Here is a 26,300-nt window from a genome sequence, read left to right on the forward strand (position 1 = left end):
TTTTATCGGCGGAGTATTTAAGTTTATCGAGGCCTATGTTCGACCACCTGATAAGTGAAGTCTGGTTAAAGCGCTTTTACTCTTTCCTGAAAGGGCGTGGATACACCGAAATTCGCTCCTTTGCCAAGGGGACGACGAGCCTTATTTTCAGGGCCGGTTTAGGGGAAAAAATCTTTATAGTTAAGCTCCAGCGTCCGGATTCGCCGAGGATGAACTTCAAGAGGGAGGCAGAAATCATCAAGATACTCGAGCCATACGAGGTAACGCCCCGGCTTGTGGACTACGGAACCTTTGAGGGCCTCGAATATCTCATCCGCGAGTTCGCGAAGGGTGAGATAATCTTCTACGCCGACGTTGAAAAGCGCCATCTCTTCGAGATAGCCCATAAAACGGCCCTCCTTGATAGGCTCGGCATAGACCACGGGCAGATACAGGGCGGAAGGCACATAATAGTTGGGGAGCGCGTCTGGCTCATAGACTTCGAGAAGGCCGGCTTCAGGAAGCCCAAGAACCTCACCTCGGCGATGGCCATGCTGTTTCTGAGCGACAATTACATATCGAGAAGGATAAGGGGGAAGTTTGGGATCGACGGGGTTTTTCTTGACGGGCTGAGGGAAGAATTGAGGAGATATAAGAAAACGGGCGAGCTTTCAGGCGTTTTTAGGCTTCTTTCCTGCCTTTAGCCTGTCAATGTAAAGGGCTAATATCGGAACGAGAACCGCCATCGCTATGAGTCCCACTCTTGGGTCCCAGATGTAGTTGGAGACGAGTATAACGACGACCGCTATGGCTATCATGAGGAAGAAATCCCTGTCGAAGAGCCTCGACTTCGCCAGTATATTCTGTTCTCTGGCTACGTAGGCCAGGTAGAGCGGTATCCCTATTGCAGCGAGGACCACTCCAAGATACGTCCTGAAGGCCAGTGATACGGCGAGTCCCGCTATGAGAATTATTCCAACGGCGTACTCATCTTTCATGTTTCCACCTGTCCACTGGGTTAGGCTTATATACTTTTAAGGCTCTCTACTAAATTGGTGATACCGTTATGAGCAGCATCGAATGGAACGAAAGGACCTTTTCTAGGTTTGCTTACCTGGGCGACCCCCAGATCAAGGGAGATAGGATCGCCTACGTTCTGACCAAGGCCAACATGAAGGACAACAGGTACGAGAATACTGTGGTGGTTGAGGACATCGAAACTGGAACAAGGCGCTTCATCGAGAACGCTTCCATGCCTCGCTTTTCTCCGGATGGCAGGAAGCTCGCCTTCATGAGGCCCAACGGGGAGAAGAGGACTTCCGAGATATGGGTCGCCGACGTTGAAATGCTTAGCGCCAAGAAGGTTCTGGAGGCTAAAAACGTCCGCTTCATCCAGTGGAACGACGATTCCCGGCGTTTCCTTGTTGTAGGCTTCAAGCGCAGGGACGATGAGGACTTCATCTTCGAGGACGATGTCCCTGTGTGGTTCGACAACATGGGCTTCTTCGACGGTGAGACGACCACCTTTTGGATTCTCGACACCGAGAGCGAGGAGATACTCGAGGAGTTTGAGAAGCCGCGCTTCAGTTCGGGTATCTGGCACGGCAACGCCATAGTCGTTAACGTTCCTCACCGCGAGGAGGGCAAGCCCGCCTTCTTCAAGTTCACCGATATTTACCTCTGGCGCGATGGAGATGAGGAGAAACTCTTCGAGAAGGTTTCCTTCCAGGCGGTTGATTCCGACGGCAAAACCATCCTCCTTCGCGGCAAGCCCGAGAAGAAAAAGCTCAGCGAGCACGACTTACTCTACCTCTACGACAGCGAGCTGAAGGCTATAAATGAACACCTCGGCAAGAATACAGGCCAGGCTAGGCTTGACGATGGCAGAGTCTACTTCACCCTCTACGAGGCTGGTAGTATCAACCTCTACCTGTGGGATGGTGATGTTGAGCGGATAACCGTTGGCGAGCACTGGGTCATGGGCTTCGACGTCGACGGTGGAAAGGTTGCGATGCTCATCGAGACTGCAACGCGCTTGAGGGAGCTCTACCTCTACGACGGCGAACTTAAGCAGCTCACAGACTACAACGGGCCGCTCTTTGAGAGGCTCAGGACCTTTGAGCCGAGGCACTTCAGGTTTAAGTCCCTCGACCTCGAGATAGACGGCTGGTACATCAGGCCAGAGCTGAATGAGGACGAGAAGGCCCCGGTCATAGTCTTCGTCCACGGCGGGCCGAAGGGAATGTACGGCCACTACTTCAAGTACGAGATGCAACTGATGGCGAGTAAGGGCTACTACATTGTCTTTGTCAATCCGAGGGGAAGTAATGGCTATGACGAGGACTTTGCGCTGCGCGTCCTTGAAAGGACTGGCTTAGAAGACTTTCAGGATATACTCAACGGGGTGAAGAAGTTCTTCGAGCTCGAGCCAACCGCTGACAGGGAGCGTGTTGGAATAACGGGCATCAGCTACGGCGGATTCATGACCAACTGGGCGCTGACTCAGAGCGACCTCTTCAAGGCCGGGATAAGTGAGAACGGCATAAGCTACTGGCTGACGAGCTACGCCTTCTCCGATATAGGTCTCTGGTTCGACAAGGAGGTAATCGGGGACGACCCGCTGAACAACGAGAACTACAGAAAGCTCAGCCCGCTCTTCTACGTCGAGAACGTTAAGGCACCGATACTGCTCATCCATTCGCTGGAGGACTACCGCTGTCCGCTCGACCAGAGCGTCATGTTCTACCACGCCCTCAAGGACCTCAGCAAGGAGGCTTACATAGCGATATTCAAGCGCGGTGCTCACGGCCACAGCATAAGGGGTTCTCCAAAGCACAGGGCCAAGCGCTACAAGCTCTTCGTGGAGTTCTTCGAGAGGAAGCTCAAGAAGTACGAGGAAGGTTTCGATGTGGAGAAGATTCTGAAGGGCTTAGAGTGAAGTCTTGGTATTTTTATCTTTGTCTCATTGGTCCTGAATTCAACTCGGAACTTATTGGCGTTCGGATTTTTTGAGAAGTCCCTTACATTTTATGTTCCTCTTTATCCATACCTGCCCATTTCTGTATTTCTTTGACACGAAACTGTTAAAAATTCACGCGTTGTAGTACATTGCTACGTTAAATAAACCGGAGGTCTGGGTATGGCTGGAATTGAAAGTGAGAAGAGACTTTATTATCATGGTCTGAAGGAGCAAAAGAAGCTGGACGTCTCTCGACTTAAATACCTGTCGCTGTTGATTTCGATTATTGGCGTTGCGGTTCTTTTAGTGGCTGCTCAAACAGCCCAGGCACCGCTAATAAAGGTGAATGATGTCTACGGAAGCTACTTGATGAACTACGCCGTCGTGAGGATAAACGGAACCGTCGTCAGTGTTCCCTACGTCTCTGATAGTGGGGGGAGAATATCCATAACGTTCACCGTAGATGATGGGACTGGGCAAATAGACGTCAGGGTTTATTCTCCTTTGGCGGAGGAGATGATAGCCAAAAACCTCGTGCCGTTCCCCGGGGACAACGTAACTGCTGAAGTTCAGCTCAGGGTAAGGGAGACCTACACCTACGCGATTCTCCAGTACCTTGACGGCCTGGAGTTCGTCTCGAAGGTTTACTCAGATAGTCCTGAAAAAGTCAGTTCCCTCACCCCGGAGATGGCCAATCTCTACGTCGCCGTCGAGGGAATCGTCACACAGGTTTCAAACGTCAGCTCTGGACTTCTGCTTACCGTTGATACTGGCGAGTCCGAGGTTGCAGTCCTCGTGCCGCGAGTTCTCCTTGTGGAGAACAACGTCACACTCAAAACGGGTGACACCGTCTATGCTCCAGGAATCGTCTACCTCTACAAGGGTTCTTCTCCGGAAATAGTCGTAAGGGACATTGACAAGTTCCACATTACGCCCATAGAGGAGGCTCCCGAGGTTCCGCTTGCTGAAGCGTCAAACTACATCGGAATGGTTCTCAGCGTTAAGGGTGAGCTTGCCGGAATCTCCTATGAGAGCGGCAGATACGTTCTGACCCTCACGGATGGAACCAATTACTTCGATGCACTCCTTCCGAGGGATGTGTTGGCGAAGCTTGATCCGTTTGAGGTTGGCACTGAAAGCGTCGTTAAGGTTGCTGGAAGGATAGGGGATGATGGCAGGCTGGTCGGTGCCTACGTCGAGGTCATCGAGCCCAATGCTCCGAAAGTTATCCCAATAGGGGCTCTGACTGAGGATATGAGGGGCCAGATAGTGATCGTCAGGGGTAACATCGAGGAGATAGCCACCATCGGCTCGAACCTCAATCTCTACATAGACGATGGAACCGGAAAGCTGGTAGTCTTCATACCTTCAGCGAGCGTTGCCGAGTTTTCCAACATGACGAAGGACAACCTCCAGACCGGCCTTGGCGTTGAGGTTGCCGGCTACCTCGACCAGTACCGCAATGAGCTCGAAGTTGTTGTTTACACCGGAAACGGGGTACATGCCCTTGGAAGGCCTCTGGAGGAATCGGAGATCGAACTCCCGCAGGTCACCGCGGATGAGCTGGACAGCTATGTTGGCTCTCTCGTAGACTTCACAGGCTCGCTCGAGGGCATCACCTACGAGAACTACACCTACTACCTCAAGATTGATGGTGTAACTGTCTCAATTCCGAAAGAAGAACTCATGAACCTCAACCCGTTGGAGGTGGGAACAGGCAGTGAGGTTAAGGTCATGGGACTCGTTGTTAGCGCTACCGAGGTGAGGGGCAAGGACTTGACAATCGTGAAGCCAGTGGAGCCAACACCGATGTCTCCATCGGAGATAACCCTTGAGATGAGAGGCCAGCTCGTGCTCGTGATCGGCAAGGTGACCGATGTCGCCAACCTCAGCGGCAACCTCAAGATAGTCGTCGGCGACTTGCCGGTCTTCGTGCCGCGCTCCACTGCGAACGAGCTTTCCTACGTCCCAGAGGTCGGCGACGTAGTTAAGGTCGGTGGCTACGTCGAGGAGTACAGAGGAGAGCCAGAGGTGGTTGTCTTCACTCCGAATGCCGTTGTGAAAGCCGAACTCGGCGGAGAGGCCCAGTTTGTCACGGTCTCGGACCTTAAGACTGCACAGGGGCTGGTCTGGCTCGTGGTGAAGTGGGACACTTTGGCCTACGAGAAGCCGAACTACATCATGAGCATCAGAGACGAAACCGGAAAGGCCTCCCTCGTGGTTAATAGAACATTACTTCCCAATCCTCTAGAGGCGGGAACAGGTAGTGAACTGAAGGTCACCGTTGATCCCACGACAATGGATATAACCACCCTAGAAGTCGTGAAGGCCGTTCCCGCGGAGCTTATTAGTACCGGTTCAGTGAGCCTGGGCCTCTCTGGAAAGACCGTTGCCGTCAACGGTACAGTAATATCGGTAGTCCAGCTCGGCACAGGCCTTAAGATGATGGTCGATGACGGAAGCGGAGAGGTGGCGGTGTTCATACCCTCTACTGCTGGAAGCGTCGAAGTTAGGAAGGGGAACAAAGTCATAATTGCGGGCTACGTTGAGGAGTACAACGGAGAGCCCGAGATAGTGGTATACACCGCCGATGCGATCCGCGTGGCTGAATCATCCCAAGGAGAAATTCAAACCGTTACCTTATCTGAGCTCGAGGGGGCCAGTGGCCTTGTCAACCTGACGGTCACGTGGGATGCCCTTGCCTACAAGGGGCCCGAGTACATCATGAACGTCAGCGACGATACGGGAAGTGCCTCCATCCTTGTAAGCAAGGACCTCCTCCCCAACCCCTTTGATGCCGGAACTGGGAGCGTCCTTGAGCTTACCTACGACACGGACAGCGGAATGGTGGTTTCACTCAAAGTTATCAGGGCAGAGCCTTCCCCCGAGGTTAAAACCGGAGACGTGAGCGCGGACATCATGGGCAGGACGGTGATCGTCAGTGGAACTATCGTTGACCTCTATGAAGGAAGTACCTTCTTCAAGCTCACCATTGATGACGGTAGCGGCGAGCTCGTTATCTTCATACCGAAGAGCGCCGCGGGCGATAAGACGTTCAGTAAGGACCAGGTTGTCAGGATAGCAGGCTACGTTACCGAGTACAAGGGTACTATAGAGGTCGTCCCCTACATGAGGGACGCAATAATCGTCGAGTGAGGTGATGACCATGCTCCCCCTCTTGGATATTTTAATTTGGTCGCTGGCCGGAGTGCTCTTCGGCTCGCTTATATCATGGATTCCGGGATTCCATATCTTCAACATCATGGCCCTGCTCGTGGCAGTCTTCGGGGTCGGCGAGCTCATGCCAGTCCAGGCCTTTCCATTCTTTGCTATAGGGGCCATAGTAGCTTACGCCTACGTCAGTGCAATATCGAGCGTCTACTTCAGCGTTGCTGACGAAAGCGCCGTCTTTCTGCTCTTCCCCACGCAGAGGTACCTCCTCCTTGGCAGAGGACATGAGGCGGTACTGCTGTACCTCATCGGCGCGGTTGCTGGAACGCTTATACTGGTCATAGGCGCCCTCTTCATCTTCCCGAAGGTACTTCCGCCGATATACCAGGCGACCAGTCCGTACATCACCTACTTCCTCACCGCCATAGTTCTTTTCATGTTCATGAGCGAGTGGCCCAAGGAAGGTGACAGGGGCAAGACGCCGTTCCAGAGGCTCTGGATGGCTTGGAGGCAGATACTGGGTGGATTACTCGTCTTCTTACTCTCTGGAATCCTTGGCTTCATCGTCATGAACACCAACCTCCTACCGACAACGAGCGCCTACACGAGGCTTACGCCCATGTTCATAGGCTTCTTTGGGATGTCTTGGGTGCTGCTGAACATACTCTCCAATCCACCCATGCTGGAACAGGTGCCGGACGATAGAATTGAGAGCAGTCCCTACAACATCGCTAAGGCCAGTTTTGGCGGTGCTCTTGGAGGAACAATAGCTGCCGTTTACCCGATAATCACTGGAGGTATGGGAGCGCTCATAGCGGGTCACATGACGAGCCAGCGCGGGGACGATGCCTTCATAATCAGTCAAGGAGTTAACAGGGTCATCTACTACGTCGGGGCCTTTACACTGCTCTTCCTGCCCAACCTCAGGCTCACGAGGGGAGCGGCGGCATGGCTCGTTAGCTCGATATACACTCCGAAGAGCTACGCTGAATACTTGGCGGCCGTAGGCGTTATCCTCCTGAGCGCGGGAATAAGCTTCGTTTTCACCTACTACATCTCCAAGTTCCTTGCGAGGAGCTTCAACATCGTCCATATTAGGAAGCTCTCTTACTTCGTAGCAATAACGCTGGTTATCATCTCATACGTCCTCACCGGACCGATGGGGATAGTGGTGCTCCTCGTCTCAACGGCAATAGGCATGATGGCGGCGGCCTTCAACACCAGAAGGAGTTACTGCCTCGGAGGCCTTATTCTTCCGGTGCTCATAAGTATGACGGGACACACGGGCGAAGTTATGCACCTGCTTGGTCTGGGGTGATGTAAAATGAGGGGCTTCACTCACTACATATCCGGTCTGGCGGCGGCGACCTTCTTCCCTGCTCTGGTCGCGGACTTGCGGATGGGCATCCTCATTCCAGTCATAGCTGCAGCTGCGGCATATTTCCCCGACTTCGTCGACTTTAAATTCGGCAAGTTCTTCAGCAGGAGGGACTACGAAATAGATCCGGCTCCATGGGACGACAAGAAGCACTACGCACCAAAACTCGTTAAGGTTGCTGAACTGAATGAGAAAAACCGCTACCAGTTCTTTGCAGTTCAGGGCAAGGTCAGCGAAATAGTCGAGAGGGGCGAGGATACGCTGGTCTTTAAGATGATTGATGAGAACGGAAACGTCAAAACAGTCGAGAAGCCATACAAGAGCATAATCTTCAAGCTTACAGATGAGACCGGCACCATAACGGTAGAGGCCTTCGGGGAAGACTACGATTTCTTTGAAGAGGAGTTCGGTGAGATAGCCTTTGGGAAGGAGATGCTGGTCTTTGGCTATGTCGACGTTGATGATGACGGAATAAAGCTTGTTGTCTCCGACGCTCCCCACCCACAGGGCATAGCCGAGACCATAGCCAAGGCCATAGAGGAAGCCTACGAGAAAGGTGAAACTATAGTCAAGATACACAACATTCGCCTGCCCGGAGATGTCTACAGGCGGTTCTTCATACACCTCGACCCGCCGAAGAGGGAAGTCCGCGTTGAGATGGGCCCGATTGTAACTCCTGGCGGTGTTGCCATAGGCGGTGAAGTTCCAGATTATAGGCGCGTAGGGATAGCGAAGGTCAGTGTCCCCTTCATCAAGACATATCCCAAGCCTACCCGTGTTGATTCCTTCTCGGGCCCGGAGATAGCCTTCAGAAAGGCGGAGTTTAAGGGCAAGACCGTAGTCAAGGATCGCTTCCTGCCATGGCACCACGGCTTCAGCCACTCCCTCACGATGGGCATAATAATCGGTATCGTCGTCTTTGCCTTCTTCAAGCTCATCGGCTACGCCCACGCGACCGAGCTTGCCCTCGCGGCGATGATAGGCCAGTGGCTCCACGTCTTCGAGGATCAGCTTGGCTTCATGGGCAGCAACCTGCTCCCGCCGATAACCAAGGACGTCATCCCTGGCTTCAAGCTCGGTGAGAGCGGAAGTGGTCTGACCAACTTTTCCACAGCCTGGCTCATGATAGCCTTCATGATATGGAACTTCAACCGCTTCACAGACCCGAGACCGATTCCAATAGCCGACTGGAAGCTGCTGCTACTCTTAGCATGGCCATCGATAATAGGATTTGCCATAGCGATAGTCAAGAGCTTCAGGCTGAGGAAGGAGATATCCCAGCTAATGGACTACTACACCAACTTGGAGGCCTTCGAGGAGATGGAAGAGGTTGGGGGCATCTGAGATTTTTATCTTTTCTCTGGCTTCTTCGCCACTACACCGAGCGCTTCCTCGGCCCTTCTAACACCAACGAAGCCTGCCTTTCTTAGGCGCTCCATCACGCCCTTCTGGAGGTCTCTTCTCCGGTACTTCTTCCCAGGGTTCCCAACGTAGTGGAAAAGCCTCCCACCGGGCTTGAGAATTCTAAAGAGCTCCTCATAAAACTCTCCGCTGTAGAGATGGCCCGCCAGAGAAAAGCGCGGAGGGTCGTGGATTATCACATCGAAGCTCCCGTTGTTGAACCTCTTTACGACCTCGAAGGCATCCCCATGGATGATCTGAATCTTCCCGCCCTGGAAGAGCTCCCTGCTCCAGGGGTTTATTCTTGCCAGTTCTATGACGCCCTTATCCTTTTCTACAGTTATCACGTAAGCACCGCGCTTCGCGGCCTCTATCGCTGTGTATCCGAGCCCCATGCAGGTATCTAGAACAGTTTCACCCTCATTGGGTTTGACGGTATTCACTTTGTTGAGGGTGTCTTGGAGGGGGTTTACGTCCTTCGTCCGGTGCATCCTGATGCCGTTTATCTCTATCGTGGGCGGAACCGTTGGCACGAGCTTGTAGTAGTACTCTCCGGCTATTGCCGCCTTGTAAACGCCCCCGTTTTTGATGAAGTAAACGTTCCCCTCGTCCCTCGCGACCCTTTCGATTACGCTCCTCTCAACGCGCGTGCCGTCTGGAAATATGAACTCGTCTCCCTCAATGGTGATGAGCCATGAGCGCCCGGTTTTTCTCAAATCCAGGTTAAGCCTCGCTCCACCTCTAGCGAAGAGCAGCCTTCTCGCGTCTCCTGCGGTTAAGAAGTAGACTTCCTCCATGGACTCACCGCGGACTGCTGAGAAAAAGAGGATAAAAAGATTCCGTCATCCGATAACCCTTTCAAAAAGGCGCTCGAAGTTCCTGAAAGTTATCGCTCTAACTTCTTTCGCGCTGAAGTTCTCGTTCAGCCTCTCTAGCAGCGCCGGAATCTTCGACTCGTCTTCAAAGCCCTCAACGCTCCTCCCGCTCCAGCCGGACATGTAATACACGAAGTCGAAGCCGAGCCCCACGTGCTTGTATCCCGCTAACTCGGCCATATACGCTATGTGACCAACGTACTTCTCCAGCGTTGGCTTTTCCTTGTCTACAAAGCTCGGAATGGCAACCGCCCCGATAACTCCATCCCGCTCTGCTATGGCCTTTATCTGCTCGTCCGTGAGGTTCCTCGGGTGATTGCATAGCGCTCTTGCATTGGAGTGCGAGGCCATAACAGGGAATGCGGTAACGTCTAGGGCGTCCCAGAAGCCGGCTTCGTTTATGTGGCTGAGATCTATGATGATTCCCAGTTCCTCAGCCTTTCCTACGACTTCAACGCCGAAGTTGGTCAGGCCACCGTTTGTCCTCTCGAAGACACCATCGCCTATGGCATTGCGAAGGCTCCATGTGAGCGTTAGCACCCTCAGGCCAAGGTGGTGGAAAACCTCCAGCAAATCCAGACTGTCCCCTATCGGCTCTCCTCCCTCAAGGCCCAACCAGAGGGCAACCCTTCCTTCCTCGATGGCCTTTCTCATATCTCTGACGCTTTTCACAAGCTCGAAGCGCTCGCTCTCCGCGACGTCTTTCTGAAGGGCGTTGAGAACCTCCAGCCCGTATCTTAGGGCCGAGCTTTTCCTGTCCGGTTTTGTCCAGATGGCCATCACTCGAGCGGCTACGCCCGGGGCAAAGAATTGGTTAAAACTTTCCTCAAGGACAAGAGTTTTTCCATTCTTCCTCTCGTCATAGACAAAAGCGGGCAGGTCTGAATGGGCATCAAATATCATGTGGACCCCTCACTGGCTTTCTTGTATGGTCCCAATCTCGTTGAGTACCTCCTCCCTTATCTTTGGATCTGGGATGATTTCAATGACCTTTTTTACCTCTTCGAACTTTTTCCTTCTGACCAACTCAAGGGCTATCGCCTTTAGTGCCTCGCTTCTCTTGTGGATATTCTGGATTTCTTTTGCGAATTTCAGTGCCCTTCTCAGGTTTCCAAGCTCGATTAGGAGTCTCGCTATGTGCTGGACGTTGGCGTCGGTGAACCTTGGATTCTCACAGTGTTCAAAGGCCTTATCGATGATCTCGAGGTACTCAGGGTCGTTCACTCTCTTCAGCCAGAGGGCAACTTCGAGCTCTCCAATGAGCCTCATAACGCCACTGTACTTCTTTTCAAGAAAGGCTAATGCGTAGTGGTTTCTTCCCTCAAGCAGGGCCGTCCTTATCTCAGGCAGTCCGACGTTGTAGACCGTTTTGGCGAGCTCTATCTTCTTCTCAACTATCGCTGCCTTTTGGCTGACATGGAGCTTCTCGAATATGTCAAACGCCATTCTGTAAAAGTCCAAAGCCTTGTTTGATGGCAGAGTGTCCCCGACCTTCTCAAGTAGCTCCCCAATCCTTATTATCCCATCGACTTTGTGTGTGTAGCCTATCTCGGCCCCGATTATCGTATCGAAGGCAACGTTGAACATTTCAAAGGCGTTGTCAGAGTAGCCAGCAAGGGCAAGACGGTAGGCAAGGATCGAGAGAACTATGCCCTTTTCTATGGGGCTTTTTATGCTATCTGTTTCGTCTATCGCCCGATTGAAGAAGTCCATCGCGTCCTCCTCGTAGTCTATCATCGCGAGTGAGGAGGCAATGATGGAGTAGGCAATGACCTTGTCGGAGGGATCTTTGAGCTTCTTGGCGATGTATATGGCGTCTTCTAAGATGCCAGGAATCCATTCGGCCGGATCGCCGTGTTGATAGATGGCAACCGCTATATCTGCGAGAGCCGTGACCCTCTCTATTGGGTCAGCGAGCTCCTGGATCTTTCCCAGGGCCTCTTCGTAGTGGCCCCTTTCGACGAGTATGTTTATTTCCTCTAGCATGGTCATACTAAATGTTTAGTCTGCTATAAATCCTTATAAACCTTTGTTGGGCACTTTTTCCGAGGAACCATGCTGACGGTTGCGCTCTACAACACCTACGACCCAAGGAAGCTGCACGAGGCCCACCTGAGAGCCATAGCCAGAGCCGGACCAACAGCTTATGCCTACGGCTTTCACCTGGCTCTGGTAGGATTCCCCTTCGAGGGCAGACCGGTTGATGTTGCCGAGGAAATAGCCAGTCACACGACCATAGGCGAGGGAGGGAAGTATCTCCTCGAGCTTGCCCAGAGAAACCGCTTTCACCTCTTTGAGTTTCCGAAGAAGGGCTTTCCTCCTCAGTTCGGCACGCCGGTTGCGACCACTAGAAAGCCGAGCGAGGAGAAGGAGATAACCCCACTTGAGCTCTCAGAGAGGGCTTTGAAAGGCGAGAGTTTTCTGCTCCTGATAGGCCTTGGAAGGCATGGCCTTCCAAAGGAAATATTTAAGATGGCACGCTATCATATGGATATAACAGGGAAAAGGGTCAGCCTTGAAACATGCACCGCGATAGGTGCCATATCCGCGAGAATAAGCACTCTGATGGAGGCGCTGAGATGGATGAGTCGTGGAAAAAGGACATAGCATGGATCCTAATCGCGTTCATAGCAGTTTTTGCACTCCAATTCGGGCTTAAGATGGCCTTTCACACGGACTCGCCACTGGTCATAGTGGTGAGCGGCTCCATGGAACCCGTCTTTTACAGGGGGGATGTCGTCCTCCTGAAGGGGATAAGTGAGAACAACATTGATGAAGTTCACGTTGGCGACGTGATCGTCTATAAGCGCCCCGGTTATGAATACCCGATAATTCACCGCGTCAGGGATATAAAGGAGGTAAGCCTTGGAGGGAAAACTGAGAAGTGTTTTGTCACATGGGGCGACAACAACTGGGCTCCCGACCCCGATTATCCAACGCCTTACGGGCCGGTCCCTTGCGTTCCAGCTTATGCCGTCGAGGACAAGGCCCTGCTGGTTTTCCCGAAGATAGGCCTCATCCCGCTCGAGATAAGGGAGCGCCTCGGTCTGGGATGATGTGAGGGTAGGTGGCCGAGAGACCGATGAGGAGCTAATCGGCCCCTGACCATCAAACTTTGCTGGTGCAAAGTTTCTATCTGCTCAGTGGTGACCGCTTTCATCACCCGTCAGGAGGGCTTGGGCGTCATCATCGCTGGGCTTAAAAACGCTCTTGATTTTTTAACCTTGGTGATAGCATGAGGTTCATTCCGCTCATAGTTGCCCGACCCGAGGTTCAGATGGCGATAGACGAGGCAATAATGCGCGCTAGAATCGAGGGCAAGGTCCCCGACACGGTGAGGCTCTACGCTTTCAGTCCCAGCTCGGTAACTATAGGCCGCTTCCAGAGCGTTAGGCACGATGTTGACCTCGATGTTGCCGGGAAGCTCGGAATCCCTGTTGTAAGGCGCATAACCGGCGGCGGAAGCGTCTTCCACGACGAGTTCGGTGAGATAACCTATTCTGTGGTCGTCGGCGAGGACTACCATCCCGCCCTGAGGAACGTCGAGGAGAGCTATCGCTACCTGGCTGGTCCGCTCGTCGATGCTCTAAAGGAGCTTGGCCTTGACGCTGGCTTCTCCGGCCTGAACGACATCGTCGCCAACGGCAAGAAGATAAGCGGCTCTGCCCAGACGAGGAGAAAGGGGGTAATCCTCCAGCACGGCACGTTCATGTACGCGACAAGAGTGGATGTACTCGCGAAGGTTCTGAGGATCTCGAAGGCGAAGCTTTCCGATAAAGGAGTTTCGAACATCTGGGAGAGGGTTACGATCCTGGAGCGCGAGGGAATAAAGCTGAACCGCTGGGAGACCTACGAGCTGCTGAAAGACAAGTTCTCTGCTGCGTTTGAGCTGGAAGAAGACCAGCTGACGGACTACGAGCTCGAGCTTGCAGAGAAACTGATAGAGGCTAGGTATGGAAACCCAGAGTGGAACGAGATGAGATAATCAAAAAGTTAATAAGTTATAAACCAGCTACAATCTAAATGAAGAATGAGGGTGGGGGTCGCCCGCCTGGAGACTAGCCACCCGACTTAGCTTTTCCCCTTAGAATCTCTTTTTCGGTGATAAACTTGCTGGATACAATTTTATCTTTGATGCTTTCAAAGAGCTCTCTGTTTTTGTGCTGGTAATGGAGATATACGGTGTTGGCTACTGCGTCGGCAAGCTGGAGACCCGGTCGTATGACTGAATTCTCGGCAGTAACTTTGATTCCGTGACGAGCTACTCACGTGGATAACTCCTTTGAATAATGGCTCCTGTCGATGATTGCCTCTGAGAACCCTAACCCTGAGATTACAGTGGAGTGCAGGACTTTGGCTGCTACCAGTTTGTTTCTCTTTGATCTGTCGAGCCATCTTTTCAGATGTTCATCGTTTTTCGAGAGAACGGTGTATGCTATACTGAAATCAAGGTTGGCGAGCTTGGATGGAACCTTTTTCTTTTCCTCATATGAAAGTCTGCTAAATTCAATTCTTGGAGAAGCGACTTTATGATGAACGAAATCTCTTTTTCATTACATATCATTCCTGCGACTATGAAGTACCACTTATTGCTTTTCGTGCCTCCAAGGTCTCCACTCTCATCTATGAATAATTCCATGAAATTTCACCTGACTGAAATTCCATGCTTCTCGGCCATCTCGTAGAACAGCTCGTCTTTGCCAAGCTCTTTCCTCAGCTTTCTGAAGTTTTCCTCAAGGCGGGAGAGCCTTCTCTTCGAGCGCCTCAGCATCTCGTTGCCGATCTCGATGGCGAAGCGGATGTATTCGTCGTCCACCAGGACCTTTCCATCCCTTCCAAGGGGGGCAGTAAGGTATTCGGTGGCGTTTATCTCAACGAGATAGCGTTTGGAGATGACCTTGAAGGTGGTGTACTTGAAGCCTGAAGCCAAGCCTAGCTCGTGGAGCTTCTTTGCCTTCTCAAGGTCTCCGGCAACGACGTGAAAGATAGGCGGCTGGCTCTTGAGGAAGATGATTCCCTCTTTGGCATTTTTCAGGGCTTCTTTCGCTTCTTCAAATTCTATGAGTCTATGAACCTTTATCAGCCATCTGGATAGGGGCTTTGCCCCCAGAGCCGGCTCCTCGATGATTCCAATCCTCCCCGAGCAGGAGGATGTGGTATAGATGCCCTTTATCGAGTTGATGAGAAGGAGGAGGTCTATTATGTCTTCATCGACTTTGCCCCCATTTATAGCCGTGAAGAGGCTCGCGAGCGCTTCCCTCTTGGCTTTCATCTCGAAACCTCCCCGCGTGGTTTGACGGTTTCCAATCTCTCCTCTGAGTTTGGTTATTGGATGTAAAAGGTCTCAGCTCCCTCTTTCAGCCCGTTCTGACGAAAACTTTATAAAGCTAACTCAAAAGGTTTAGCTGGACATGGCCGGGGTGGTGTAGCCTGGTCAGCACAGGGGACTGTGGATCCCCTAGCCCGGGTTCAAATCCCGGCCCCGGCCCCATAACAGCCCTTGCTTCCGCAAGCGCTGGCGGAAAGTTTCTAACTGCTTTTAAATGCTGACTCTTTGAGAGTGCACATATTTAGAGATTAAGTTTAGGATGGATTCTCTCTTATGTTGGCATTCTCAAGGGGTCCTCAAAGGGCATCAAAAGAAAAGCAGACGCAAAAATCTGAAAGCTGTTTCTGAGAGAATCCTACTTAGAAAGACCGATTTAAAGTGTGCAATCTTAATGACCCTTGACCCGTATTCCCAATACACACGATATGATCATACATTCATAGACCCCTCAAAATTCAGATAAGGCTTTCAATCAGCCTGTAATCGTCTTCCGGAATTTCCCTCATTGCCTTGCCCATCAAGTGGCCACTCCAGCGCTTTTTGTTCGTAATAAAGTTGAGCTTTGGAATGAGCGGCTTGAAGTCGAGCTCGCCGAGCTTTATCGGCTTGACCCTGACCCTCAGCGGATAGGTCTCGTTGAGGTGTGGTGGACTCTTGAATATCCTTGTTGAGTCAATGTAAGGCTCGCTAACGACCTCAAAGATGCCCACGATTTTCGGCTCTAAAATTTCTTTGTCCCTCCGCTCCTGCTTGACGTAAAAGACGAGCCTGTCGCCCGGTTTAACCTTGGCGATTGTATTCTTATGTCTCTTTGGCACACCCCAGACGTTCTTCTTTTTCACAACCTCCCAGTTGTCACGGTTTGTAATGCAAAGCCAGTACCTCATTTCAAACCACCGCTTTTACCCTTGTCTTTGATGTACATATTCTTTGCGGATCCCAACAACAAATTGTGTTAATATCAAAAGCCAGCGCAAGTGCTTGGCCAAAAAGAGTACCCCGTTCTCGAGGCGTGATACTCCCCGAAGCACTTCGGGGGAATATGTCAAGTAACTCGAATGTCTTAAAAATTCAAACGTTTTTATAAAATCGTTCGGGGAGTTGGGACAAGCTTCTCACCGCCCCCCATGAAACGGCAGTAAGAGGGGATAAAAAGAAATTATTTTACGCTGAGGACTTTCCGCGTCTTGTCTTTGACGTAAACCTGCATCTTGTCCGTAACGTCAATTTCCTTCCCGTCTTCGAGAACCGCATACACCTTTCTGCTGGGACCAAAAGGCCTGAAAATCTTCAGTATGACAGGTTTTTTCTTTCCGAGGTTTGCGACGATATAAATCCAGTACTTATCCACGTTTTTGGAGTCAGTCGCGAATTTATACTCCGCGGGCGTGACCTCTGCAGTAAGCAGGAGTGGCTTGTGACCCTTGACCTCAATGTACTTCTCCCGTCCAGGCTCACTAACCTTAATGTCATAGTGCTCTCTCAACGAGACATCCTCGACTTTCCATCCTCCATTGGGACCATACTTTCTCTCCAGCCTCTTCCGCTCAAGCTCCATGACGATCTCCATAGCCTTCCGTTCGCTCTTCAGAATATCATCCAGGGGCACGAAATTTCTTTCAGTAATATGTTTGTACTCATCAGTTGGTGGTTCTACGTCCTTTTCTGAGAGCCCATAAATGTCGAGAATCCCTTCGGGAATGTACTTCAGTATGTTGAACCTCTCCTCGCTGATGCCCTCGATCCTCAATACTTCAGTTGTTTCAATTTTCGTGTTCCTGAAGAGGCGCCCCTTCTTCAGTTTATCCCTTGAGAACGCCATTTCATAATTTCTGTACTTTGTCCTCGGTCTGTAAAAATTGTCTCTCGCCAGTGTCCTGAGCTGGGAGGATACCAAATGCCCCTCCATCGTGGGTTCGGGCCGGCCAATAACAACGAACTCCTGCGAGAACACCTCAATAAGATGCTCCAACAGGTCAACGCCATAAAGAAACTCAAGCTTTCCACCATTCCTCCTTACGAGAACAGGATAACGATGGAACTCCCGGCCATCTTTCTCGTCAACTAACCTTACAAAATAAAGGTATTCAACGCCATCCCTACCCTTAACACCAATCCACATTGGCCTCAGATTTGAGGGGCCTTCCTTAGTGACACCATGAAGAATTGGGGAAATCTCCGGGATGTTCCTCTTCCCAAGGACTTCAGTGAGATAAGCCCCCAGCACTTCGGAGATCACGTCACTGTCAAAGTCTCTCGGAGTGAGTATGTGTTCAAGCTCCTCCTGAACCTGCTTTGTTGTGTCGGAGGGAACCATTTTTTCAATGTTCTGTCGAAGACTCTTTAGGGTGTGTATTATGGCCCCCGCGTAGCCTGTCAGTTCCCTCTTTATTGACGCAAATACAAGGTCGTACTCGGAAGGTTGCTCTCCCTTGGCACCTCCTTCGGCTCCTCCCTCCTTCCACAGTGCTTCAAAATCCCCAGAGAACATTTGTTTTCCGAAAACAGGTTTGCCAAGGCGCGGGCCACTTCCAATGGCTTCAGTTATGTTCATAATCTTCTGGTAAAGGTTCTCCAGAACGTACAGGCAGTCTCAGCGGCCAGAAACAGGGTGTAAGCGGTCGTCTCTCTCGGCTGGCTGAGCCTCCATATTCTTCCAACCCTCTGCTCAAGCTTTATCGGGCTCCAGGGAGCCTCGTAATTTATGATAACGCTGGCAATCTGAAGGTTCAAACCCTCGGAGGCAACATCCGTGGATATCAAAAGCTTCCCATATTTCTCAAACCGGGATATCTGTTCCTCCACTTCCCCGCTTGACATTCCTCCATAAAGGAGGGAAATCTCATGGCTCTCCAGCTTAACCCCATACTCGTCGGCCAGAATCTTGGGAAGCTTCCGCTTTATGTAATTTAATGTGTCCTTGAACTCCGTGAAGATTATCACCTTCTCCCCTTGCTTGATGTGATACGTGGCAATCTCCGCCACCATTTGAAGCTTGCTGTCCTGGTCTTTGATTTGCCCTGCCAGCTCAAGAAGTCCCCTGAAAGACTCCACCTGTTTCCTGTCGAGCAGGGGGGAGTATTCCTCGATTATTTTTTCAACGGCATCGTCAAGCTCGTTGAAGTCTTCCAGCTCAATCTCATCATAACCAAGGCCAAAGAGACTTTTAATGTACTTGTCCACCCTTTCCGCCTTTCCACGCTCATTGGAATTCGCACTTTCGGCGATTTTGCTGATTGTCCTCACCGCAGCCTCGTAACTCGATGATGCCCTCTTGCGCACAAGGACAGCTAGCAGGGCCTCGGGAGAGTTCTTTCCGGCATTCTTTATCATTTCAAAAAGCACTTTATCGAGCTCATTGAAAAAAGCCCTCTCCGCATCGCTTATCTCAACGACAACTGCCCCAAAATAACACTTCTTGAAGACCTCTCTGCCCTCAAGCTCATTAACGACCTTTTTGGTTCTCCTCATAACGAGCGTGTCCCGAGTTCTTTTGTAAAAACTTGGCTTGTCGAGTTTTTGATACTGGTCGGTAAGAGTTGGGTCAAGGAGGGCAATCCTTGCGAGATAATCCTTGGGGTCGCCCCTGTGAGGCGTCGCGGAGAGGAATATTAGATTGAGATCCCGTCCACCCTTCCCAACAAGCTTTCTGAGGAATTCATACCTCTGGGTGCCAAGGGTAACGTTGTGGACCTCATCAACGATTATCAGATCCCACTTAACACCGAGAAACCTCTCGCGATGGGGAGATCTCTTTGCGAGGTCAATTGAGACGACCGTGTATCCATACGTGTTTCTCAGCTTGCCCTCAACCTCACGACCGTTCTCGATTACGGTTGGAAGACCCCCAACCCTTCTTATCTCCTGCTTCCACTGCTCCCGGAGAATCTTGGGAACGAGGACAAGGATTCTCTCGGCCTCGCCCCTCAGCTGAAGGTAACGGGCAATGGCCAGCGCCTGCACCGTTTTCCCAAGCCCAATCTCATCAGCGATAAGTATCCTCACCGGTCGGGAAATCATTGCATGATAAAGGGGCTGGAACTGGTGCTTAAAAGGGGTTATCCCCCTCCTTCCAGGAGCGGTTAGGGCGGTGTAAAACAGTGCAGGACTGTGGAGGAGAACGTCTCTCAGGATGGCCTCCCTGATGTCTTCACTCAAACCCATTCCACCTCCAGGAAGCGTCTTGCAAGATAATCAAGCTTCCTCCGGTTCTTATACTTCCAGTAAGTGTTTTTGAATTTTGAAGCCCAGAATCGAAGCTGTATCGGCTCCATCGAGAGAACGTAATCCTCAAGCTGGCCCCACTCTGCCGGTGTCTTAAGAACTGCCATAACGACACCATAGACCATCAGGCGGAGGTAGGCATAATCGTCATTGGCCCTCAGGATTATCCTCCTGCTTCCGCTGTACTCAAGCCTTTCTCTCCTTGACGGGGGAAGGTTCAGCCACTTCAGGAGACTCTCGTTCGCTTCGACCTTAAACCCCAACTTCCTGGCAAAATTGAGAAATTCGGGGAGGTACACCCTCGCCCTCGCTTCGACCTTTCCCGGGACTTTTTTCTGCTCCCCTGTACCCATGACGTTAAAGACCGGCATAAACTCGGCAAGCTTCTGATCCCGCGTTACGGGGAGGAAGGCCTTCCTAATGTACCTGAGGCTCACTTGATACTCGACGCTGCCCTCCATTAGCATTCCTCCTTCCTGAGCCTGAACCGAACCTTTCCGTTGAGGGGCCTGAGCTTCTCAAAGAGAAGGTCATCAATCACCACTTCCTTCGAGAGAGTGAGGTTTACGTCAAGATCGGCCCTGTCTTCAAGGAGTTCTTCCATCTCCCTCACAAGATATGCCAGCACCTCCCTCTTCACGCCCTCAAATCGGCTCTCCCACAAGGGGCTGTCAATCCTCAGGCTCCCGCTTACAATGCCATTGATATTCTCAGGGATAAGGTCGAGGGTCTCAACGTCCTCAATGTTGAGGATTGAAGTCAGGAACATACCCTTGTGCTCCTCTTTAAGGGTATCAGTTTCAACGATTTCCCTGCCCAGGTCAGGGATTAAAATTACGTCCCTGTAACGCGTTCTCTTGGGGCTCCGTCCTTCAATCGTTGCGGTTGTCTTCGTCTCTGGCATGATTATGGTCCATGTAACCTCCACTGGCTTTCCATCTTCAAGCTTAACCTCGTAAGAGTCGAGCTCTCCATGGTTCACCGAGAGCTCCACCATGAAGGAGTCTCTTCCAAGCGGTGTGACCGTTACCTTCAGCTCAACAGGTTTCCCTGGCTTCTCCTTCACCTGGGGCATTTCGATTTCAATCTCGAACTCGCCCTCCGTTATTGGGGTTTCTTCACGCATCTCAACAATGTGGCCCCAGAGAACCAGGTCAATGTAGTCTTCCTTCACCCTGCACTCCTCTTCTCCAGTCACAAGGCTCCTCAGGGGAATTCCAACCTCCGATGATGGTGAATAGACCTCGTACCACGTCTTCACCCTGTAATTCCCGTCCTCCTTGGGCACGATTAAATCCTTCTCCTTCTTCAGCAGACCGCAGACCTGTCTGTGCAAAGCCTCTTCCCTCGGCAGGATTAGGTCCCTTGGCTTAACGGCACTGGGCGGGTTACCCTCCTCCTCGGAGCTTGGAACCTCTTTGTAAACTTTCTTGAAGAACACTTCTCCATCGCGCTCAAGGCCAATCTTTAAGTCGAGAACGGCGTTCTTTATGGCCTCGCTGATGTGCTTATCCTCAATCATCGGCAGGCGCGTGTTCATCCTTATTACGGCGATGAGCTCCGAGATCCTGTACCCCTCGGGCCTCAGGATTTCCACACCGATGTCCCTAAGAGTCTTCACGAGCCAGTCAAAGTCAAACTCATCCACAATTTTGCCCTCGCTTAGCAGGGTAGAGTAAACGTTCTCAACGACCGACTTTGAGCTGGCCGAGGCATTGATAATGCGAACCTCGTCGTCCTTCGGGTAAGCCACCTGTCTAAAAGAGTTCACGATCTGCGTCTCAAGGTCTTCGAGGGCCTTAACCCTAATGTCCTTCACCATGTTCATCTGAATCCTGACGACTTCCTCACCGAACCTGCCGTATCTAACCTCAATGTCCCTGATCACTTCATCGCACGCCATTATCCTCGCCGTCGTCTCAAGCAGGTGCTTGAAACTTCCTTCGACCGGATAACAGACAATGACCGTGTTCCTGTAAGTCCTCGTGCCGGTTCCATAAGCATAAATCAGCTTCCTCAAAGTTCTCTCATCAACGTCCTCCCTCACAAGCACCTGAAGCTTGTAATCCGGCGTGTCATGGAACTCCTGGGGATCCTTAGCCACGATAATGTACCGCTCCCTAAAGAACGTCACATGATCCTCAATCTTCACCCCCCGTCCCCTCGTTGAGGTGAGGCTCTTCCTCTCCTTAACCATCTTGTTCACGTACTTGACGAGCTCGTTCCACACCTCGCCGGGCCTCATTTCGAGAAGTTCCTTGGCCTTGCTGTCCACCATCTGGGCCACGTTGGCCACGCGCCAGAACCAGAGAACTTTGTCCTTCTTGTTGAGATACACAAAGCGGACGCTCGCCGTTATCTCCTCAACGGCATCTCTAATATCCGTTGGGAGCCACCCGTTGGCGTCAAACTCATTCGGTTCGTAAATGCCCCTCGCGATTGATTCAGCGGTTGGGAAACCCGGCAGGGGAACGGGCGAGTCAAAGGGATACGTCTTCAGGAAGACGTACTTGAGAATTATCTCCGCAAGCCCCGGCTTGGTGAAGTCCCTGAACTTGTCCCCCTCAATGTCGGTATCAACGATGGTGGCGTAATCCATAAAGGTCTCGCTCTTGCCAAAGAGCATACCCCTCAGCTTCTCGTGTTTGAGGTCAATGTGGTGGGGCATTATCATCGATGGGGCAAAGCCCGTCTCGTCGTATTTCCGAACCAGCTCCCTCACAACAATCCTCGTAATCCTGAGCATGTCCCTCGTTCTCTGCAGTCCGGTCCTCTCGATTATCGTCCTCAAAACCTCAACGTACTCCGGGTGGAACGGGTAAGTCCTGCGGAGCTCGTCCTCAAGGTTGTGAGCATGGCCGAAGACGTCGGTGTTGCCCAGCTCAGAGCGCATCCTGGTCAGTGTCTTGACCCTCTCCCCGTCGTCAATCCCTTTGAAAATCCTCTTCTTGAGGACTTCAACGAGCTCGTTGCCCGCTCCGGAAGTCCTCAGCGGGGAGTAAAGCTCGGAACCGCCGACCCTGCTGACGGCGCCCCAGATGGCCATGACAACCTCCCTGTTGTACTCCTTCTCGACCTCAAACATGCCCTCCTTCTTTTCCATCGGGAGCGTCATGACCATCGCGCTTCCAGAGCCGAGCAGGGCCGTGGAAAGCCTGTCAAAGAAGTTGTCCACGTTTTTGGCATACCGCCGGTCGTCCTTACTGCCAGAGTTGTAAAGGTTGTCAAAGTAATCCACGATCTCATCAACGAGGAGGATTACCCTCTCTCCCCTGAAGAGCTCCCTCAGAGTGTCAATTTCAGGCACAGTGGCGTTCTCGTCGTCCCTCTCGACGATGTAGTACCTTCCGAGGGCGTGGGCTATGTAACCCCAGACCGTCCTCACCCTGTAAGGACCGACCTCAAGGGGCTTGCTCGGCTGGCCGAGCCTGCCCTTGCCGTAAACCGGGATGATCTTAACACCGCCAAGGGCCTTTATCCTCTCCGCCAGGCTTTTGATTTTTTCCCTTTTCTCCGGGTCATGGCCGGCAAGAACCTCGGGATCGAGCATCGCATCGGGATTCCTGAACGCATGGTAAAGGGTGAGGAGGGTGTGCGTCTTACCACCGCCGAAAAGGGAGTAAATGAGGAAGATATTGTGTCTTTCTCCGCCTTCAAGGGTCTCGACGAGCCTGCCGATGATTTCGAGCATCGAGTCTGTGAAGTAAGTCCTCCTGAAGAACTCCCTCGAGTCGGTGTATATCTCGGGAGCGTTGCCGCTCACGACGTCTCCGAGCTCCGGTGCGACCTGCTTGTCGAGGGCTTCGTCCATAACATCGTCCCAGACATCAAAGGAACCGAGCCTCACAGTCCCTCACCCCTAACGTATCTGACGAGCCTCCTCATGAGGAGAACCTCAAAGTGGCCGTCCTTTTCGAGTTCCTTCTCAATAGCGCGCTCATCGGCCCTTATCTTCCCTCCAAGCGGGGCCAGCAACTGGCCGTAAACGGCGGTGTAATACTCGCTCACGAGCCTTGCAATCGTGAGGGCCTCCTCAACTTCAGCGCTCCACTTCCTCCTGAGCCTTTCGATGACCTCTTCAAGGCGGGATTTTCCAAGTAAAGTGTAATACTCAAGGAGCTGGAGAACATCAACCGCGTTCCTCGGCTCCGGGTCGAGGGGATTGAGACCCTTCCCGTAAAGGAACTTCTGGAGCTCCCTGGCATCGAGGGCCTTTTTACCGAGAAGGTCTGGCGTGTAAAGGGTGAACTCCTTCTTCCTTTCCATCGCTTTGAGAACACCTGCCTTTACCAGACTGCCTGGCTCGGTCAGGGTCGCTAGGTTGAGGAGTATTATGTCGTTCGGCTTCAGCGTCCCGTTCCCGAAGAGCACCTTGTAGGCAGTGTAGAAGAGGGCCTCGCCAGAAGTTACCGCCTTTCCTTCCTCCACCTCTGCTATGGCCTCGATGATGCCCTTTATCGTTGCCCTGTAAACCTCTTCGAGGACTTCCTTCGTGGAGAGGCTACCCTTTGGGGAGAGCACCTCACCGTAGCCAGTAACTTCCTCAAGCACAGAAGCCATAACCGCATAGAGCAGGTCGAGGCTCCTGTAGCCATGCCTAATAAACTCCCTAGCGGATTTCCTCGCCTTCTCCTCCAGCTTCTCTCTAAGTGCAGAGATCTGGACGGGCCTTCTATCTCCAGCGGGCTTCCTCCAGACTGCAACGATTGAGGTGTCGAGGCTCATTTTTCCGCGGGACACGATGCTCTGAGAGGACTCCGTGTTTAGGGGAATCGCCCTCGTTATCTGGAGCTTGGCCCTCCTCCAGCCTGCCTCGATGAGGTTCGCCCAGCTCTCCGGGTCGGTGTGGGCGTAGTAAGTCACGATTATTCCATCGTCCTTTAGGTGTTCGCGCATGGCAACGAAGGCCTGGGCAAAGAGGTTCTCGAAGTGCTGTTGGGCTTCATTATATGGGTTATCCCTGTCATAGAATCTCCCGGCTTTTTCCGAGACCTCCTTCTTCGCAAACTCTTGCCACTGGGTCTTTACCTCGACCCACTTTGGCCCAATCTTCTTGAAGAAGGCATTTCTGTGGAACCTTGGAACAAGTTTTCTCCCGTCGGAGTCGCTTAAGGCCCTTTTCAGCCAGACGTAGTAGAAGTCGGAAAGCTCTGTGTAGGGGACGTCATCAGCGTAGGGCGGGTCGGTAACGATGACGTCGAACTTTTCAGGCAGGTTCAAAGAGGTGGCATCAGCCTGAAGGACCCTCACGGTGTTTGACCGCTCTTTGGTGAGCGTTTTTTGGTTTGAGGGAGCAAGGGCGGAGGTGAGGTATTCAAGAGCTTTGGGCAGGGTATGTTCAATTCCCCGCCTCCAAGAACCAGTACCACTCATATATGCATAAGGTGACACGTCTCCCCAATTCCACATCATAGCAATTCCACGCATCGAAATCGTATGTGCTACTTGAGCAGGAAGCTGCCCACCGTAGTTCCACACTGTGCATAAAGTATTATAATCCACATATCTTACTAAAGCAATCGCCAGATAGGTGACAACAGCCTCAGCATACTCGAAGGCCTTCTCTTTTTCCCAGCCTTCAGCTAACTTCTCTTTCTCAACCCTCTTTCCGACCTCTCTTATCAGCTTAACCAGCTTGACGAGGGTGAGGAGCTGGCGGGGGTTGAATAGCTTGTACCATTTGTTCATACCATAATTTAGGGGAAGGAAATGCCCACCACCACCCATATTGCCATATGGTGGCAACTCCTCACTTGGAACATCAGCATCCCCTTCCTCAATCAGCTCCTTAACCTTCTCCTTAGCCCTCTCAAGCTTTAAATTATCCTCATCGCTGCACGGCTCGAAAACAAGCTCTTTATCAACCTTAACCTTAACAAGCAACCTCTGCCTTGCAAAGCGCTCGTCGCCCTCGTGGTATCTCCTTAAAGCGAACTTCACGTAGAACTCGTTGTTGCCCCTGACCCTCTCGGTGTAGTGCCTGCCCCCTTCATCGGCGTACTTTATGATGTTGCCGCACGCCAGACAGGTGAGCTGGCTCTTCCTTGCCTCGATGTTGGCCCTCGGAACCCTGAAGATGACCCTCCTCTCATCAATCCTGAAGTCCCTCTCCTTCAGCTTCCCCTCCTTCACCGCCTTCTCCACCTTCCTCACGTAAGCCTCGCCCTCGAAGGTTATCTCTCCACTCTTTGTATCAACGCTCGCCTTTGAAACATCCCCAAAGACCTCGTTGAGGTCAATCACCCTTATCCTCACTTCATCGCCGTCCCGCTCTGGCACCATGTAGGCCAATCTCTTGTACCCCTTGTTATCCTTTACGCGGGCAAGCCAGTAGTTCCCGATGGCCGGAGTCCACCTCCCGCAGTGGGGGCATTTCACCTCCCAAGTTCCGATGTAAACGGCAACGTCCTCATCGTAAAGCTCCCTGATTTCTGGATCGCTCTTGAGCTGCTCGGTAATCCAGTTGCCCCAGCGCTCGACGTCTTTAACAAGAACCTTCCCAAACTTCTTTGGGTAATCGAGAACTGCCTTGAGGAAGACGTAAGTGGTTGGGAGAAGCTCCACAGCGGTAACGTCAAGCCCGAGACGGAGGCCTTCGAGCGGTATTGAGCCAAAACCAGCGAAGGGGTCGAGGAGCTTTTTGCCCCTAAAGTAGCGCTCCCACTCTACCGGAACCTTCGGATTGGAGCGGTGCGGGGTGTTTTCGTTCAGGCCGATGAGCGTTTTGAACCTTTCGGGGTCGATGTTCTCAGGAAGAAGCGCTCCGGCGATAACTGCCCTCGCCCCGATGAGGGGCTTTCTCGTCCAGTAAAATACCATCTCCCAGTACGGCGGCCTTGCAGGGCCCTTCTCTTTGGCACTTTTCTTATTGATCTCCCAGATTGGAAACTCCGGGCTCTCGATAAATCTTCTCTCCATGTTATTCACACCCGGGTAATTTAATACGGCCCATAATAAATACCTTTTGATTGCAGGCGACATACT

At 52.0% G+C, this 26,300-nt stretch carries 20 protein-coding genes and 1 tRNA gene; 9 read left to right on the top strand and 12 right to left on the bottom strand.

Translation table 11 applies throughout. From position 1 onward, the window contains the following. The first annotated feature begins 35 nt into the window (after nucleotides 1–35). Nucleotides 36–683: a serine/threonine protein kinase gene (locus A7C91_RS04390; RefSeq protein ID WP_068665251.1), complete on the top strand. Its 648-nt coding sequence runs from the start codon at nucleotides 36–38 to the stop codon at nucleotides 681–683. Here the strand turns inward: A7C91_RS04390 and A7C91_RS04395 are convergent. Beyond that, nucleotides 651–977 (bottom strand): hypothetical protein, encoded by a 327-nt coding sequence (locus A7C91_RS04395; protein WP_068665253.1) that lies wholly within the window; start codon nucleotides 975–977, stop codon nucleotides 651–653. The two genes, A7C91_RS04390 and A7C91_RS04395, sit on opposite strands and share 33 nt — an antisense overlap. A gap of 68 nt (nucleotides 978–1,045) precedes the next feature. Between A7C91_RS04395 and A7C91_RS04400 the strand changes: the two genes are divergently transcribed. From A7C91_RS04400 to A7C91_RS04415, 4 genes are all read left to right on the top strand, one after another. Then, nucleotides 1,046–2,917 (top strand): alpha/beta hydrolase family protein, encoded by a 1,872-nt coding sequence (locus A7C91_RS04400; protein ID WP_068665255.1) that lies wholly within the window; start codon nucleotides 1,046–1,048, stop codon nucleotides 2,915–2,917. 201 nt (nucleotides 2,918–3,118) lie between these two features. Then, nucleotides 3,119–6,094 (top strand): hypothetical protein, encoded by a 2,976-nt coding sequence (locus tag A7C91_RS04405; RefSeq protein ID WP_068665257.1) that lies wholly within the window; start codon nucleotides 3,119–3,121, stop codon nucleotides 6,092–6,094. A gap of 10 nt (nucleotides 6,095–6,104) precedes the next feature. Continuing rightward, the gene (locus A7C91_RS04410) at nucleotides 6,105–7,427 is read left to right on the top strand and encodes a tripartite tricarboxylate transporter permease (RefSeq protein WP_068665259.1); all 1,323 of its coding nucleotides are present in this window, start codon (nucleotides 6,105–6,107) and stop codon (nucleotides 7,425–7,427) included. Between the two features lie 6 nt (nucleotides 7,428–7,433). Beyond that, nucleotides 7,434–8,831, top strand: a complete 1,398-nt coding sequence (locus tag A7C91_RS04415; RefSeq protein ID WP_068665260.1) for a metal-dependent hydrolase — start codon at nucleotides 7,434–7,436, stop codon at nucleotides 8,829–8,831. Nucleotides 8,832–8,836: 5 nt separating this feature from the next. On the opposite strand, the gene A7C91_RS04420 is transcribed toward A7C91_RS04415, so the two are convergent. Genes A7C91_RS04420 through A7C91_RS04430 form a run of 3 tightly spaced genes read right to left on the bottom strand, consistent with a single transcriptional unit; the run spans nucleotide 8,837 to nucleotide 11,755 of the window. After that, nucleotides 8,837–9,685 (bottom strand): class I SAM-dependent methyltransferase, encoded by an 849-nt coding sequence (locus A7C91_RS04420; RefSeq protein ID WP_068665262.1) that lies wholly within the window; start codon nucleotides 9,683–9,685, stop codon nucleotides 8,837–8,839. A gap of 45 nt (nucleotides 9,686–9,730) precedes the next feature. Further along, nucleotides 9,731–10,666, bottom strand: coding sequence for a dipeptidase (locus A7C91_RS04425; RefSeq protein ID WP_068665264.1), 936 nt, complete (start codon nucleotides 10,664–10,666; stop codon nucleotides 9,731–9,733). Nucleotides 10,667–10,675: 9 nt separating this feature from the next. Continuing rightward, entirely contained in the window at nucleotides 10,676–11,755 is a 1,080-nt protein-coding gene (locus A7C91_RS04430; protein ID WP_068665266.1) for a hypothetical protein, read from the bottom strand. Between the two features lie 63 nt (nucleotides 11,756–11,818). Between A7C91_RS04430 and A7C91_RS04435 the strand changes: the two genes are divergently transcribed. The 3 genes from A7C91_RS04435 to A7C91_RS04445 all read left to right on the top strand — a co-directional run bounded on the left by A7C91_RS04435 (nucleotide 11,819) and on the right by A7C91_RS04445 (nucleotide 13,748). Beyond that, nucleotides 11,819–12,370, top strand: a complete 552-nt coding sequence (locus tag A7C91_RS04435; protein ID WP_068665268.1) for a DUF531 domain-containing protein — start codon at nucleotides 11,819–11,821, stop codon at nucleotides 12,368–12,370. Then, nucleotides 12,343–12,819, top strand: coding sequence for a signal peptidase I (locus tag A7C91_RS04440; RefSeq protein WP_068665270.1), 477 nt, complete (start codon nucleotides 12,343–12,345; stop codon nucleotides 12,817–12,819). Before A7C91_RS04435 ends, A7C91_RS04440 begins: the two co-directional genes overlap by 28 nt. 179 nt (nucleotides 12,820–12,998) lie before the next feature. Further along, entirely contained in the window at nucleotides 12,999–13,748 is a 750-nt protein-coding gene (locus A7C91_RS04445; protein WP_068665272.1) for a lipoate-protein ligase large subunit, read from the top strand. A gap of 450 nt (nucleotides 13,749–14,198) precedes the next feature. On the opposite strand, the gene A7C91_RS04450 is transcribed toward A7C91_RS04445, so the two are convergent. Together A7C91_RS04450 and taw3 are read right to left on the bottom strand one after the other, a co-directional pair. Then, a complete protein-coding gene (locus A7C91_RS04450; protein WP_068665274.1) occupies nucleotides 14,199–14,402 on the bottom strand; it encodes a DUF3800 domain-containing protein in 204 nt (67 codons plus the stop codon). 6 nt (nucleotides 14,403–14,408) lie between these two features. Continuing rightward, nucleotides 14,409–15,035, bottom strand: a complete 627-nt coding sequence (gene taw3 / locus A7C91_RS04455; protein ID WP_068665276.1) for a tRNA(Phe) 7-((3-amino-3-carboxypropyl)-4-demethylwyosine(37)-N(4))-methyltransferase Taw3 — start codon at nucleotides 15,033–15,035, stop codon at nucleotides 14,409–14,411. A gap of 142 nt (nucleotides 15,036–15,177) precedes the next feature. Between taw3 and A7C91_RS04460 the strand changes: the two genes are divergently transcribed. Beyond that, nucleotides 15,178–15,254: transfer RNA gene (locus A7C91_RS04460), tRNA-His, on the top strand. A 293-nt stretch (nucleotides 15,255–15,547) separates the two neighbouring features. On the opposite strand, the gene A7C91_RS04465 is transcribed toward A7C91_RS04460, so the two are convergent. The 6 genes from A7C91_RS04465 to A7C91_RS04485 all read right to left on the bottom strand — a co-directional run bounded on the left by A7C91_RS04465 (nucleotide 15,548) and on the right by A7C91_RS04485 (nucleotide 26,234). Then, nucleotides 15,548–15,979, bottom strand: a complete 432-nt coding sequence (locus A7C91_RS04465) for an EVE domain-containing protein (RefSeq protein WP_068665278.1) — start codon at nucleotides 15,977–15,979, stop codon at nucleotides 15,548–15,550. A gap of 272 nt (nucleotides 15,980–16,251) precedes the next feature. Next, entirely contained in the window at nucleotides 16,252–17,646 is a 1,395-nt protein-coding gene (locus A7C91_RS11660; protein WP_234394467.1) for a protein NO VEIN domain-containing protein, read from the bottom strand. After that, nucleotides 17,643–19,256, bottom strand: a complete 1,614-nt coding sequence (locus A7C91_RS11665; protein WP_234394468.1) for a DEAD/DEAH box helicase — start codon at nucleotides 19,254–19,256, stop codon at nucleotides 17,643–17,645. Before A7C91_RS11665 ends, A7C91_RS11660 begins: the two co-directional genes overlap by 4 nt. Continuing rightward, a complete protein-coding gene (locus A7C91_RS04475; RefSeq protein ID WP_234394469.1) occupies nucleotides 19,247–19,783 on the bottom strand; it encodes a hypothetical protein in 537 nt (178 codons plus the stop codon). The genes A7C91_RS11665 and A7C91_RS04475 overlap by 10 nt, the downstream gene beginning before the upstream one ends. Continuing rightward, nucleotides 19,777–23,163 (bottom strand): ATP-binding protein, encoded by a 3,387-nt coding sequence (locus A7C91_RS04480; protein ID WP_068665282.1) that lies wholly within the window; start codon nucleotides 23,161–23,163, stop codon nucleotides 19,777–19,779. The genes A7C91_RS04475 and A7C91_RS04480 overlap by 7 nt, the downstream gene beginning before the upstream one ends. Then, the gene (locus tag A7C91_RS04485) at nucleotides 23,160–26,234 is read right to left on the bottom strand and encodes a DUF1156 domain-containing protein (RefSeq protein ID WP_068665284.1); all 3,075 of its coding nucleotides are present in this window, start codon (nucleotides 26,232–26,234) and stop codon (nucleotides 23,160–23,162) included. The genes A7C91_RS04480 and A7C91_RS04485 overlap by 4 nt, the downstream gene beginning before the upstream one ends. Nucleotides 26,235–26,300: the final 66 nt, after the last annotated feature.

The sequence above is a fragment of the Thermococcus piezophilus genome, assembly GCF_001647085.1.
Taxonomy (GTDB): Archaea; Methanobacteriota_B; Thermococci; order Thermococcales; family Thermococcaceae; genus Thermococcus; species Thermococcus piezophilus.